15 protein-coding genes are annotated in these 14615 nt (G+C 45.3%); 3 read left to right on the forward strand and 12 right to left on the reverse strand.

Going from position 1 to position 14615, the window contains the following annotated elements; translation table 11 throughout:
- Positions 1-171 precede the first annotated feature (171 nt).
- From ispH to murJ, 6 genes are all read right to left on the reverse strand, one after another.
- On the reverse strand, positions 172-1122 hold the full coding sequence (gene ispH / locus LG368_RS09045; protein ID WP_226754417.1) for a 4-hydroxy-3-methylbut-2-enyl diphosphate reductase: 951 nt from the start codon (positions 1120-1122) through the stop codon (positions 172-174).
- Positions 1119-1550, reverse strand: a complete 432-nt coding sequence (locus LG368_RS09050) for an FKBP-type peptidyl-prolyl cis-trans isomerase (RefSeq protein WP_226754418.1) — start codon at positions 1548-1550, stop codon at positions 1119-1121. Before LG368_RS09050 ends, ispH begins: the two co-directional genes overlap by 4 nt.
- Positions 1547-2053 (reverse strand): signal peptidase II, encoded by a 507-nt coding sequence (gene lspA / locus LG368_RS09055; protein WP_226754419.1) that lies wholly within the window; start codon positions 2051-2053, stop codon positions 1547-1549. Before lspA ends, LG368_RS09050 begins: the two co-directional genes overlap by 4 nt.
- Positions 2053-4875: an isoleucine--tRNA ligase gene (gene ileS, locus LG368_RS09060; RefSeq protein WP_226754420.1), complete on the reverse strand. Its 2823-nt coding sequence runs from the start codon at positions 4873-4875 to the stop codon at positions 2053-2055. Before ileS ends, lspA begins: the two co-directional genes overlap by 1 nt.
- Positions 4876-4907: 32 nt before the next feature.
- The gene (ribF, locus tag LG368_RS09065) at positions 4908-5837 is read right to left on the reverse strand and encodes a bifunctional riboflavin kinase/FAD synthetase (protein ID WP_226754421.1); all 930 of its coding nucleotides are present in this window, start codon (positions 5835-5837) and stop codon (positions 4908-4910) included.
- Positions 5838-5972: 135 nt separating this feature from the next.
- Positions 5973-7547: a murein biosynthesis integral membrane protein MurJ gene (gene murJ, locus LG368_RS09070; protein WP_226754422.1), complete on the reverse strand. Its 1575-nt coding sequence runs from the start codon at positions 7545-7547 to the stop codon at positions 5973-5975.
- 252 nt (positions 7548-7799) lie between these two features.
- Between murJ and rpsT the strand changes: the two genes are divergently transcribed.
- A complete protein-coding gene (rpsT, locus tag LG368_RS09075) occupies positions 7800-8063 on the forward strand; it encodes a 30S ribosomal protein S20 (RefSeq protein WP_111608659.1) in 264 nt (87 codons plus the stop codon).
- A gap of 78 nt (positions 8064-8141) precedes the next feature.
- On the opposite strand, the gene LG368_RS09080 is transcribed toward rpsT, so the two are convergent.
- From LG368_RS09080 to rplU, 5 genes are all read right to left on the reverse strand, one after another.
- Positions 8142-8507 (reverse strand): diacylglycerol kinase, encoded by a 366-nt coding sequence (locus LG368_RS09080; protein ID WP_226754423.1) that lies wholly within the window; start codon positions 8505-8507, stop codon positions 8142-8144.
- 30 nt (positions 8508-8537) lie between these two features.
- A complete protein-coding gene (gene proB / locus LG368_RS09085; protein ID WP_226754424.1) occupies positions 8538-9662 on the reverse strand; it encodes a glutamate 5-kinase in 1125 nt (374 codons plus the stop codon).
- A 26-nt stretch (positions 9663-9688) separates the two neighbouring features.
- Positions 9689-10879, reverse strand: coding sequence for an Obg family GTPase CgtA (gene cgtA / locus LG368_RS09090; protein ID WP_226754425.1), 1191 nt, complete (start codon positions 10877-10879; stop codon positions 9689-9691).
- A 107-nt stretch (positions 10880-10986) separates the two neighbouring features.
- Positions 10987-11244 (reverse strand): 50S ribosomal protein L27, encoded by a 258-nt coding sequence (gene rpmA, locus LG368_RS09095; RefSeq protein ID WP_111608656.1) that lies wholly within the window; start codon positions 11242-11244, stop codon positions 10987-10989.
- A gap of 33 nt (positions 11245-11277) precedes the next feature.
- Positions 11278-11586, reverse strand: coding sequence for a 50S ribosomal protein L21 (gene rplU, locus LG368_RS09100; protein ID WP_211537614.1), 309 nt, complete (start codon positions 11584-11586; stop codon positions 11278-11280).
- A 282-nt stretch (positions 11587-11868) separates the two neighbouring features.
- Between rplU and ispB the strand changes: the two genes are divergently transcribed.
- On the forward strand, positions 11869-12849 hold the full coding sequence (ispB, locus tag LG368_RS09105; protein ID WP_226754426.1) for an octaprenyl diphosphate synthase: 981 nt from the start codon (positions 11869-11871) through the stop codon (positions 12847-12849).
- A 43-nt stretch (positions 12850-12892) separates the two neighbouring features.
- Here ispB and LG368_RS09110 read toward each other — a convergent pair whose 3' ends face one another.
- Positions 12893-13795, reverse strand: a complete 903-nt coding sequence (locus LG368_RS09110; protein WP_226754427.1) for an alpha/beta fold hydrolase — start codon at positions 13793-13795, stop codon at positions 12893-12895.
- Between the two features lie 298 nt (positions 13796-14093).
- Here LG368_RS09110 and fabA point away from each other — a divergent pair, with 298 nt between their 5' ends.
- The gene (gene fabA, locus LG368_RS09115) at positions 14094-14609 is read left to right on the forward strand and encodes a 3-hydroxyacyl-[acyl-carrier-protein] dehydratase FabA (RefSeq protein ID WP_226754428.1); all 516 of its coding nucleotides are present in this window, start codon (positions 14094-14096) and stop codon (positions 14607-14609) included.
- Positions 14610-14615: the final 6 nt, after the last annotated feature.

Consider the following 14615-nt stretch of genomic DNA (forward strand, 5'->3'; position numbering starts at 1 on the left):
GCCAATTCACTTAAGCGACTCATCTTCTTAACTTAGTTTAGTAAGCTAAGGCTTGAAGCCCTGTCCGTGTCAGCGAGGGCGTATATTAAGGATCTACAGATTTTGTGCAACCCTTTTTTGAAGAAAATTGAAATTAATTTAAAATCAATAGAGAAGAGCGCATAGACGACTTTATAACTGGACGATACGCAGCTCTTTCGGCATAGAAAAAGAGACATTCTCTTCTCTACCCTGTAACTCTTTAGGGGCGAGCCCCCCTTCACTTACAAGGCGATCAATGACTTCATTAACCAACACTTCAGGCGCTGATGCGCCCGCTGTCACGCCCACACTACTAACACCGTCTAACCAAGCAGGATTGATCTCAGCAGCACTATCAATTAAATGAGCAACAGCCCCCATACGCTCGGCCAACTCTCTTAATCTGTTGGAATTAGAGCTATTTACCGAGCCAACAACCAACACAAGCTGCGACTCTACCGCTAGAGTTTTTACCGCATCTTGTCGGTTCTGTGTCGCATAACAAATATCGTCCTTTTTAGGACCGGTAATCTTAGGGAAATGTGCTTTTAATGCATCAATAACGACTGAAGTGTCATCCATAGACAAGGTCGTTTGGGTCACAAACGCCAGACGCTCTGGATTCTTTACTGGAAGACTGACAACATCGTCAGGGTGCTCAACCAAATAAATAGCCCCTCCCTGACGATTATCATATTGCCCCATTGTACCTTCTACTTCCGGATGGCCATCGTGACCAATCAGAACACACTCCATTCCGTCTCGAGAATAACGAACAACTTCTAAATGCACCTTGGTGACCAAAGGGCAAGTTGCGTCGAATACTTTTAAACCACGATCTGTCGCTTCGTCACGCACTGCCTTAGAAACACCATGAGCACTAAAGATAACAATATTATCATCTGGCACTTGATCTAGCTCATCAACAAACACAGCACCACGAGACTTAAGAGACTCAACGACAAATTTATTATGGACTACCTCATGACGTACATAGATAGGCGCTTCAAACAAATCTAGACACCGATTGACGATCTCAATAGCACGATCTACACCAGCACAAAAACCTCGTGGATTCGCGAGCTGAATAGCAAAGCTCATGCTGCATCCTCAATCGAAATGATTTGTACGCGGAATGTCAATGATCGTCCGGCAAGAGGATGATTGAAGTCCACCAACACCTCTTTCTCACCAATCTCTGCAATAACGCCTGGTAGCTCGTTTTTACTGACATCCGCAAATGAAACCACCATGCCTTCCTCAAGATCCATCGAGAATTGAGTACGCGAAATTCGTTGGATATTACTCTCATTATGGACACCAAACGAATCCTCGGGCGCCATAGTAAATGATGCCTCTTGACCCACTGACATACCTAACAACGCCTTCTCAAAAGCAGGCAACAAACTACCATCACCAAACATAAAGCTCGCGGGTGTTTTAGAAAAATTAGAATCTACAATTTGGCCGTCTTCAAGTGACAACTCAAAATGCAACGTGACTCGACTTTCTGCCGTAACTACACTCATTTTTTTGCATCCTCTTGCTTTTTCGTCACAAAACCTTCGATTAACATCAGAACAACTCCGATTGTGATGGCACTATCAGCAACGTTAAACGCTGGGAAATACCAAGACTGCTGCCAATGAACTTGGATAAAGTCAACCACATGACCGTACACTAACCGATCATAAAGATTGCCAATTGCCCCGCCCAAAATAAAGGTCAAGGCAAGTGACTCCAATCGGTTCGTATTTGCTATTTTCACCAGCCGCCAACTTATTCCTATTACGACAGCTAGGGCGATGACAGAGAAAAACCAACGTTGCCAACCACCCGCTTGCGCAAGAAAACTAAAGGCAGCCCCTGTGTTGTATCTCAGGGTAAGGTCAAAAAACGGTAAAACCGTAATCTCTTGGCCATAGTATAAGTTGGCTTCAACAGCCTGCTTACTAACCCAGTCAACAACAAATAACACGAGTGCCAGCAGCCACCAGCGCTGAACTCTTCTCCAAACAGTCGACACCGTCATTAGGCGTAAAGGCGCTTTTCACCTTCCCCATTAGGCAAATTAGAAATACAGCGATCACACAACTCAGGGTGTGCTTCACGATGCCCCACTTCCTCTCGGTGATGCCAGCAACGTACACATTTTGTGTTCTTACTCAGCTCAACGTGTACTTTTAAACCCTCTAAGTCTGTCGCCACAGCTTCTCCCGTGGCGGCAGAAAGTGGTAGCACTTTCACTTCAGACGCAATTAATACAAAACGCAACTCTTCACCCAACTGGTTTAACGTCGCTTGCAAAGAGTCATCACAATACAGAGTAATCTCAGCACTCAGACTGGCCTTCATTTTGCCTTCACTGCGTGCTGCTTCTAATACTTTGTTAATGGCTACTTTGGATTCTAAAATTTTCTTCCAAAATTCACGCCCCATCAATTCATCGCCTTTTAGCTCTTCAAGCCCTTGGTACCAAGTCTCCAAAAAGATGGATTCACTACGCTTACCAGGCAAGGTTTGCCAAATTTCGTCTGCCGTAAAACTCAAAATAGGAGCAATCCAACGAGAGAAGGCTTCCATCACATGATAAAGAGCCGTTTGAGCAGAACGACGCGCCAAGCTGTTTTCTTGCGTTGTATATTGACGGTCTTTGATGACATCAAGGTAAAAACCACCCAAATCTACAGAACAGAAATTCTGGATTTTCTGGTTTACCGTATGAAATTGATATTCATTGTAAGCAGTATTCAATTCTTTTTGTAACAATGCTGCACGATCTACAATCCAACAATCTAGGGCGATCATATCACTCGATGGCACCATGTCAGTGGCTGGATTAAAACCATTCAAATTCGCCATCATAAAGCGCGCTGTGTTACGAATACGTCGATATGAATCAGCAACGCGTTTTAAAATTTCATCAGATACCGTCATTTCCGTCGTGTAGTCCGTCGCTGCAACCCACAAGCGAATAATATCGGCACCCAAGGTATCCATTACTTTTTGAGGTGATAAAACATTGCCCAGTGATTTGGACATTTTACGACCATCACCATCTACGGTAAAACCGTGAGTCAGTACTTGCTTATAAGGCGGTACACCGCGGATTGCTATAGACGTTTTCAACGAAGACTGGAACCAACCACGATGTTGATCGGAGCCTTCCAAGTACAAATCCGCTGGGAAACGTAATTCGTCACGTTGATCAATAACAGAATAATGCGTTACGCCAGAATCAAACCATACATCGAGCGTATCGGTGACCTTGCTGTACTTATCCGCGTCTTCTCCAAGCAACTCTGCTGCATCCATTTCGAACCAAGCATCAATGCCTTCTTTCTCGATACGTTTTGCCACTTCCTCAATAAGATGGGGTGTTTCTGGATGTAATTCTTGAGTTTCTTTGTTAATAAACAAAGCAATCGGCACACCCCAAGTACGCTGACGAGATACACACCAATCAGGACTGTTATTCAACATCCCTTCCATGCGATTTTGGCCCCAGCTTGGCACCCATTTCACGCCTTCCACGGCGTGTTTAGCCGCATCCAACAAACCTTCTTTGGTCATGCTGATAAACCACTGAGGCGTGGCACGGAAAATCAATGGCGTTTTGGTACGCCAGCAATGTGGATAACTGTGGAAAATCTTTGTTTCAAGTACTAAAGCATGATTACGGTTCAGCGCCTCTAACACCGCACCATCGACTTTATAAACATGCAAACCAGCGAATTCACCTGCCGCTTCGGAGTACACACCGTTGTCCTGCACTAGGTTAATCGTACCGATACCATTTTCACGACCAACGTTGAAGTCATCCACCCCATGGTCTGGCGCTGTGTGTACACAACCCGTACCCGCTTCGGTGGTGACATGCTCACCAAGAATGATAGGGATGTCCCGCTCTAAGAAAGGGTGGTTCAACACAGTACCTTTCAACTCAGCACCCACCGTGTGGCCAACAACAGCAAAGTCAGTTACGCCGTAACGCGCCATCAAACCTTCAACCATATCTTCAGCAACGATCAAGCGCTCTTTGCCTAAGCCCATATCCACTTCAACAAGCGCATAATTAAATTCAGGATGTACAGATACAGCTTGGCTTGCAGGAAGCGTCCAAGGCGTGGTTGTCCAAATAACCACAGACACTTTGCCTTCACCAACCACATCCGCAAATTTCGCTAATAGCGCCGCTTCGTCTTGAGGCATATAACGCACATCGAGAGACAAGGACGTTTTATCTTGGTATTCCACTTCTGCTTCCGCTAAAGCAGAACCGCCGACCACACTCCAGTAAACTGGCTTGAAGCCTTTTACCAAGTGTCCGTTCTCAGCGATTTTACCCAGTGCACGAACAATATTAGCTTCCGTTTGGAAGTTCATGGTTAGATAAGGATTTTCCCAATCACCCATTACACCCAAGCGGATAAAATCTTTCTTTTGCTCTTCTATTTGCGTGTAAGCATATTCACGGCATTTCGCGCGAAACTCTTTATAAGAAACTTTTGCACCGGCCTTACCAATAAGCTGTTCAACTTTGTGCTCGATCGGCAAGCCGTGGCAATCCCAACCTGGAATATAAGGCGCATCAAAACCACTCACGGTTTTGGACTTAACAATAATATCTTTGAGGATTTTGTTAACCGCATGACCAATATGGATACTACCATTTGCGTATGGAGGGCCATCATGGAGCACAAAAGACGGACGCCCTTTACTGACTTCGCGCACTTTTTGGTAAAGATCCATATCCTGCCAACGCTTCAACATTGCAGGCTCACGTTTTGCCAAATCTCCACGCATTGGGAAGGTCGTATCTGGCAAATTCAGTGTCGGTTTGTAATCACTCATGGTTTATCGATTTATCCTCAAAGATCATCTTTTCACTGATTAGCAAAGAAACGTATTGCTTCTTCTTTATCACATTGAATTTGTTTTTCCAGCTCACTTAAGCCGGCCATTTTTCGCTCTGCCCTAATAAATTGACAGAAAGTTACTCGAGCATACTTGTCATACAAGTCACCCTTAAAATCCAGTAAATGCACTTCTAATAGGGCTGTTTTTCCATTCACTGTTGGACGAACACCAATATTGGCAACACCATCATGGCTCTCACCATCGACATCCAACGTGACAGCATACACACCTGACAAAGCCGATCGAACACCTTTTAGGTTAATGTTTGCCGTTGGGAACCCTAGTTTTCGACCCAATTTCTGGCCATGAATAATTCGACCACTTAAGGTTACCGAATGCCCCATGTTCATTTTTGCAGAAACAACGTCACCTCGTTCTAAAGCCTGACGTATCACGGTACTACTGACGCGTTCATTATTGACATTTAAGACAGACGGGGTGTTTTCAACCGCGAAGTCATGTTGTCGGCCAAACACTTGTAGATAATCAAAATCACCTTGTCGATCGCAGCCAAAACGAAAATCATCCCCTACAACTAAATGCTTAATAGACAAGCCATCTAGTAGGATTTTTTGGCAGAACGCCTGAGCATTAAGCTGTTGCAACTTAGGGTTAAAAGGCATGCACAGTACATAATCAATGCCCTGCCCCTGCAGCAAAGCCACTTTATCCCGTAGACGCCCTATTCGCCCTGGCGCAGTATCCGGTGCAAAAAACTCTCTTGGCTGTGGTTCAAAGATCATGATCGCGGCTGGCGCATTGTATTGCTTTGCCAACGTCTTTACACGAGCCAAAATAGCACTGTGGCCTAAGTGAACGCCGTCAAAGTTGCCTATCGTTAGCACACATTTTTGATGCCTTGAACGGATATTATGAATACCGCGAATTAACTCCATATCACCCCGTACAAAAACATTAAGCTGAGTATTGAAAAAATACCCGCGATTATATAGCAGTTAACGACCTTAAGGTAGGCCAGAACTTGAACAAGGACGCTCTCACGCTCGCATTGTCATAAGATCCACTGACCACTAGACAGAGTGCTTTAGACTTGCAGGTCGTAACCCAGCGACGATCGCCGTCACACCATATACAACAACACCCGCCACTACGATCATAAACGTATAACCCACTCTTTCCCAATCACTCATCTGGACCCACTGCCAACCTTGCTGTGAAAAAACATAAAGTGTTGCCCCTAAAGCAAAGGTTGCACTTAACAAAATACGCAACAAGCGCCGCCAATGAACTGAAAACACATGAAAAGATTGCTGATGAAGACCTCGCCATAGCAAGTACGCATTTAACGCGGCAGACAAACTGGTCGCTAACGCTAAACCTACATGACCAAACGGCCATACTAGAATTAGATTAAAGACCATATTAGACACCATCGCGATGATCCCAATACGCACGGGCGTTTTAACGTCTTGCCTTGCGTAATACCCAGGTGCAAGCACTTTAATCAGCATCATAAACACCAACCCTAACGAATACGCCTGTAAACTTTGCGCCGCCATGGTCACATCATTCACCGTCAGCGCTCCACGATAAAAGATCGTTGCGATTAAAGGTTCTGCCAACATAAACAAAGCCAATGATGAAGGAATAGCAATGAGCAATAAAAGACGTAGCGCCCAATCTAAGGTGCCTGAAAACTGACTCGCATCACCGCCTGAAAAACTTCGCGATAAGGACGGCAAAATAACCGTACTGATTGCAATCGCGAAAATACCTAACGGCAATTCATAAAGGCGATCGGATAAATACAACCAAGTAATACTGCCCGTTTGCAAAAATGACGCTAGCACGGTATCCAACAACAAGTTAATTTGACTGACTGAGACACCGAATAAAGCCGGCCCCATCAATATCAGAATACGCCTTACGCCTGGGTGTGAGAAATTTAAACTGGGCATCGGCAACAACTTCAATCTTGCCAGAAAAGGCACCTGAAACAACAACTGGATCAAGCCTGCAGCAAACACCCCCCAAGCCACCGCGATTTCTGATTGCGCAGCAGATTGCGCGAAAAACAAGGTCGCTACAATGAGAGACAAATTAAGGAAAATAGGCGTAATAGCTGGCACAGCGTATTCCCCGTGCGCATTGAGTATGCCGCCAGCCAATGCGGTTAAAGAAATAAACATCAAATAGGGAAAGGTAATGACCAACAAATCCGCTGCTAAAACTGTCTGCTCCACATTTCCAGCAAAACCTGGCGCGAACACATAAACAACCCAAGGCGCACACAGCATAAACAATATGGTCACACACAATAGAACCAATGCCAGTGAACCACTTACGGCAGAAATCAGCGCCCTCACCTCGCTCGGTCCTTCTTTGACGCGATAATCACTTAAAACGGGAACAAACGCTTGAGCGAACGCTCCCTCAGCAAATAACCTTCGGAAGAAGTTAGGGATTTTAAACGCCACATAAAATGCGTCGGCACTTCCACTGGCACCTAACACATAGGCCAACGCCGCATCACGCACCAACCCAAGGATACGCGACAGGAAAGTACACACTGATACTAAGACACCAGAACGCAATAAAGGCAAAGACTTACGTGGTTTATTCAAGCTCACTTTTTTTTCAGACATACCGTTTTCTATTTAAAAGACAAGACAGACAATATAAAGAGCGGACAAAACACCCTAAGAATAACACCGGCTTCACTTTGAGCGCAGTCAAATATATCCGCTCATTTGATTAATATTTGTATAATAGGGTTGTGACCGCGCTAAAAACTGGTAAAATCCGCCGCGAGATTTCAAAGTTAAAACTTGACAATAATTTCATGGCGTAGCAAATTGCTAGGCCATTTCGTATTTAAAAATTAAAGGAGCCAGACCGTGGCAAATTCCGCCGGTTCAAAAAAACGCGCGCGCCAAGCAATCAAAAGCCGCGCTCACAATGGTAGCCTTCGTTCAATGGTTCGCACATACTTGAAAAAAGTAGATGCGGCTATCGAAGCAGGCAATCAAGCTGACGCACAAGCAGCTTACGTTCTAGCAACTTCTAAGCTAGACAAAGCCGCTGACAAAGGCCTATATCACAAAAACAAAGCAGCTCGCCATAAGAGCCGCTTGAGTGCTAAAATCAAAGCACTGGCTTAATACCTATAAAAAACCGGCTTAGCCGGTTTTTTTATGTCTTTTTATTTATGCAAACACATCAAAGCCAAAACACTGACGCTAATCGGCAAATAAAATAAGCAACCAAACAACGCCCGCCAAGAAAAGCGTCAACATCACGGCAGCAGAACCTAGATCTTTTGCGCGACCAGACAGTTCATGATGCTCATTACTAATGCGATCCACGACAGCTTCAACACTTGAGTTAAGTGTTTCTACCACCAACACCATACCAACAGAAAAAATCAGCACAGCCTGCTCTAGCCCTGTATCGCCCAACCAAATGGCCAACGGCAAAGCAATAAGAAACAAAAACGTTTCTTGTCGGAACGCGGCCTCATGACGCCATTGAGCACGCAAACCTTGATAAGAATATTTACTGGCGTCTAAGATGCGCTCTAAGCCTGATTTACCTGGTTTTGCCATTACTGCCTCTTCTGTTTGCGCCTAAATACACTAAAGAATAACCAAATCATCACGATGAATAAGCTCAGACTCGCCTTGATAACCTAGAATGTCACCAATGCTCGACGAAGGCTGACCTAACAACTTCAATGTTTCAGCAACACTGTAATTGACAAGACCTCGTGCCACCAACACACCTTTCGTGTCGACACAAATCACCATATCACCGCGTGAAAATGAACCTTGAGCATCTTTAACACCCACAGACAGAAGACTGGTCCCTTCTTCGCGCAATGCATTGACAGCGCCTTCATCTAATACCAGTGCTCCTCGACTTTTCAGGTGCCCCGCAAGCCACTGCTTGCGCGCAGTCACTCGACAATGCTCTGGTTGCAACCAAGTACCTAACAGCTCACCAGACGCCACCCTAGTAATCACATCCTCCACTCGCCCTGAGGCGATTAAAGTATCAGCACCAGAACGCGCCGCCAGCCGTGCTGCACGCACCTTTGTTAACATGCCGCCACTGCCTAGCACACCCGCACCACCACTTGCCATCGACTCTAAACGATCATCTGAAGCCGAAATATGCGAAATGAGCTGCGCATCTTGGTAATCACGAGGGTTCTTATCAAATAATCCAAGTTGATCGGTCAAAATAATCAACGCATCCGCTTCAACCAAGTTGGCCACCAAGGCACCAAGCGTATCATTATCGCCAAAACGAATTTCGTCGGTCACAACCGTATCGTTTTCATTCACAATGGGTACAACACCAAAGCCAAGCAGAGTACGCAACGAAGAACGTGCATTTAGATAACGTCGGCGATTAGATAGGTCATCATGTGTTAGCAAGATTTGAGCGGTGCATAAATTATGTTTTTCAAAATGCGACTCATACACTCCCACTAACTCCATCTGACCAACCGCTGCCGCGGCCTGCAATTCGTTCACCTGAGTGGGACGAGAGGAAAAGCCCAAACGCTTCATGCCAGCCGCAATTGAGCCAGAGGACACCAGAACCACTTCTTTACCTTGCGCACGCAGTTGAGCAATTTGCGCTACCCAAAGCCCGATTCGAGCCACATCCAAGCCTTGACCATCGTTTGTTAATAAGGCACTACCAATCTTCACCACGACGCGTTGCGCTTGCGCTATTTTCTCTCGCATATCCATGATTTACTGCTTTTCCACTCGCTAGATTAACTTACGTATTCCACTTCCACATCGTAATCGTCTTCGTCAAAATCATCGTCATCCAACGCTTTGCCAGCTAAGCGGCGCTTTTCACGTAGTGACATGATACGATTCCGACCTTCTTCATCGATCAGAGCACGAACCGCTTTCTCTTTCTCTCGCGCTTCTGGGCTTTCTGCCAACAGTTCACGCTGCTCTTCTAATGCTGTCATCAGATCCAGACACAATACTTCTGTGCCTTCCCCTGAAATCGCGGAAATACGGTATGCTTTGCCTTCCCAACCAAGCGCATCAATAACGCTTTGACAACGCTCTTCCAATTCTTCTTCCGGCACCATATCGGTTTTATTCAACACTAACCAACGATCTCGTTCCGCCAAAGCAGGACTAAACTGATGCAGCTCGTTCACCGCAATCACGGCCGCTTCTGCCGGCGTAATTTCATCCCATGGCGCTAAATCGACAATGTGCAATAAAATACGGTTGCGCACCAAGTGCTTCAAAAAGCGAATCCCTAGTCCTGCCCCCTCTGATGCCCCTTCGATGATCCCAGGAATATCGGCAATAACAAAACTCTGATGCTTCTTAACCTTAACCACACCTAGGTTTGGTACTAACGTTGTGAAAGGATAATCAGCGACCTTTGGTTTTGCCGACGACACAGAGCGAATAAAAGTCGATTTACCCGCATTCGGCAAACCAAGCAAACCTACATCCGCCAACACTTTCATTTCAAGCTTTAATGTACGCTCTTCCCCAACCGTGCCTTTTGTCGTTTGACGAGGAGCCCGGTTTGTACTGGATTTGAAACGGGTGTTGCCTAAACCATGATGACCGCCTTGTGCCACTTTGAGTGTTTGACCGTCTCGGACAAGATCACCTAGCGTTTCCCCTGTGTCATCGTCGATCACTGTTGTTCCGACAGGCACCTTGATTTCTAAATCTGGGCCTTTTGACCCCGTCATATCACGGCCTTGGCCACCTTGACCACTTTCCGCGATGTACTTTTTCGTAAAGCGAAAGTCAATCAGGGTATTAAGCGCTTCATCCGCCACCAACACCACACTGCCGCCATTACCGCCATCACCGCCGTCAGGGCCACCTTTCGCAACAAATTTCTCACGCCAAAAACTTAGCGCACCATTTCCGCCTTTACCCGCTCTTACATAGATACTGGCTTCATCAACAAATTTCACAGGAACACCTCTTAGGTGGTTTAATCAATTTCAATGCATTGATTATAGAATTCTTCCAAAAAAAAAGCCCCGCGTCGCGGAGCTTTTTTTAAGTTTTTAGCAAGTAATTACGCAGCAACGACAGAAACTGTACGACGCTTCAACTTACCTTTCACTTCAAACTTCACTTGGCCTTCTGCAACAGCAAACAAAGTGTGATCTTTACCAATTTGAACACCAACACCAGGGTGGAACTGAGTACCACGCTGACGAACAAGGATGTTACCTGGGATCACAACTTGACCACCAAAACGTTTGACACCTAATCGTTTCGACTCGGAATCGCGACCGTTACGAGTACTACCACCCGCCTTTTTATGAGCCATGACTTACTCCTTAAAATTTAATTTAGTTAGGGCTTAGCTAATGCCAGTAATTTTCACTTCTGTGAACCACTGACGATGACCCATACGCTTCATAGAGTGCTTACGACGACGGAATTTCAAGATTTTCACCTTGTCTCCACGGCCATGAGCAACAACTTCTGCTGTTACTTTCGCGCCTTCTACGATAGGTGCGCCAACTTTAACGTCGTCGCCATTGCTAACAAGAAGAACATCATCGAAATTAATCGCACTGCCTTCTTCAAACGCTAGTTTTTCAACTTTAAGGGTTTGGCCTTCTTCTACACGGTATTGCTTACCGCCAGTTTTGATCACTGCAAACATGTTCTTCTCCAATTAGATTTGCCCGGCTACTGAAATTGAATTTGACCTACTTCTAGTGGCAATAAGTCTTCGACCGAATCGGACTAAAATCACTAACCATATGATAGGGAGCAAAATGTGGGCAAATCGGACGCGAGATTGTACAAAATCGCACCATTTAATACAAGTGAATTGCAAATGCTTAGTACATTTTTTGCATTTTGGGTTGACCCTGACACAAGCCTTACCTAGCATGGAGCTAACTTGCTCATTAGCTTGAGAATCTTTAGCCGCGGAACCCCCATGCAACCGACACAAATACACGATGTTGTGGCCAATGAATTTGGTCAAGTGAACGATTACATAATGTCACAACTTAGCAGTGACATTCCCCTTATTGAACAGATTGGTTACTACATTATCAGTAATGGCGGCAAACGGCTTAGACCCTTGCTTGTTTTACTGGCAGCCAAAGCAAGCACACCCTTAGACGACACCCAACAACATCAAGCCATTCAGATGGCAACGATTATCGAATTTATCCATACCTCTACCCTGCTTCATGACGACGTTGTTGATGAGTCTGATATGCGCCGCGGCAAAAAAACCGCGAACGAAGAATGGGGCAATGCACCCAGCGTTCTTGTTGGTGATTTTTTATACTCACGTGCCTTTCAAATCATGGTCGATGTTGGCAGCATGCAATGCATGAGCATTCTTGCAAAAACAACCAATGTCATCGCAGAAGGTGAAGTTCAGCAGCTAATCAATTGTGGCGACCCTGACACCTCAGAAGACAGTTATTTAAAAGTCATCCAGTATAAAACAGCGAAGCTCTTTGAAGGTGCAGCCTTATGTGGTGCGGTCATTGCCAGCGCACCGCCTGAGCATCAAAAAGCCTTACAAGACTTTGGTATGTATGTTGGAACCGCGTTTCAACTTATCGATGATGTGATGGATTACACCAGTACCGCTGAAGAAATGGGGAAAAGTGTCGGTGACGATCTAGCGGAAGGCAAGCCTACTCTGCCTCTCATCTACACAATGCAACATGGCGATGACGAAGCGGTTGAACGTGTCAAACAAGCTATTCTGACTGGAGGCTTGGAACAGCTAGACACCATTATTAAAGATGTACAAGGTTGTGGTGCCATTGAGTACACTCAACAAAGAGCCCAAGAACAAGCAGATCTAGCCATCACGGCTATTGCATGCTTGCCTGACTCTACCTACAAAACAGCGCTTATTGCTTTAGCTAACGCATCCGTCAAACGCCGCAACTAGTTTTGTGCGGCGTTACGGGTCTATGCGATCTATAAAAATCAGCCTACAAAAGGCTCAAGACTTTTTGCGCGGTTGCTTCACTGTACTGTTGCATAAAGCAATGCCCACCTTCCACTTCTATCACACGAATATTGGGGTTTAAGCTCACCGCCAGTTGGTACGCTTCTTTTAAGTAATCAAAGGTTTCCTTGCCCTGCAGAATAACGGTAGGGACTTTCAAGTTCGCAACGGCATGCCACAGCCCCTTGGGGTAACTGGAGAAAATCGCTTCTTCCATCCAAGTAGGGCATGTTAATTGACACTGACCTTGCTCCTCTTGCTTAATCGACGCTTTAATATAATCCTCTAGACATTCTGGCTCCCAGCCTTTAAACGTACCCCGCTCAAAAAAGCTCTTTCGCACGTCATCAATATGATTCCATTGCGTCCGTCGCCGTCTTGCTTGTCTTGCTAAAGGAAAGCGACTTTTTAAACCCGCCATGGTTGCGCCTCGCATCATCCAAATAAGTCGAGGTGGGAACAAAGCAGGGTCTAGCAACACCAACTGGTCAAATAGCTCGGGTTGTTGTTCACTCATCAACAGTGTCATACAACCACCAAAACTGTGCCCCATACCAATGAGTTTTGCTTGAGACAGTTGTGCTCTCTGCGCCTGTAATGCAAGAGAAAAGCGTAAAGCCGTTTTATTCCAACCGACAAACTTCTCACCTGCTGAAGAGCCACCGTGCCCTGCCGCGTCTTGCATGATCAAATTATAGCCTTTTAATTGAGACAAAAAGCGACAGTATGTTTTGACGGCAAAACCGTTTCCATGCAAAAAGTGTACGGTAGGAGAGCCCGCCTCTACAGGTGTCATATACCCTTGAATATGCCTATCTTCAAAAGCATGGCGCCACGTAATGAGATTGTCTTTATTGTTATTTTGATCGCGAATAGAACTCATCATTCTGCCTAAAAACGGATTAGATATAATCTACAACAATACCTGACTATGAAATAAAATCAAAAATGTCATAACAAACGCTTTCCAAAGCCTCTATAAAACCGCTAAATTCGATTGTTGTGTTAGGAAACACAAAGAAATGATTGTTTTTCGTGCAGCAAGATTGGTTTTTTTAGGCTCAAACATTCATATTGGAGTTCCAAACCGCTATAATCAGCTGGATTTTTTTACTGAAAACTGGACCACACCAATCCGCCTGACTACTTTTAGGTCAATGGCTGGACGTGGATATAGGACTATAATGACTACAGCTTCCTCTTTTGAAAAAGACGAACTATTAAAATGCGGCCACGGTGAAATGTTTGGTGCAGGTAACGCCCAACTTCCTGTCGGCAATATGCTAATGATGGATCGCATTACACACATCTCAGCTGAAGGCGGGGAATTTGGTAAAGGCGAAATTTTCGCTGAACTGGATATTAATCCAGACCTGTGGTTCTTTGCATGCCATTTCCCTGGCGATCCGGTTATGCCAGGCTGCTTAGGCCTAGACGCGATGTGGCAACTCGTCGGCTTTTTCCTAGGCTGGAAAGGCAACAAAGGTCGAGGTCGCGCACTGGGTTCTGGCGAAGTCAAATTCACGGGACAAATTCTTCCAACTGCAAAAAAAGTCACCTTTCATATCACATTAAAGCGTGTTATCGAACGCAAATTAGTGATGGGTATTGCAGATGGTAGTGTTAAAGTTGATGGTCGTGAAATCTACACAGCAAAAGATTTGCGTGTTGGTTTGTTTACCTCAACAGATAACTTCTAAAGATTA

The sequence above is a fragment of the Marinomonas algarum genome (assembly GCF_020532605.1).
Taxonomy (GTDB): Bacteria; Pseudomonadota; Gammaproteobacteria; order Pseudomonadales; family Marinomonadaceae; genus Marinomonas; species Marinomonas algarum.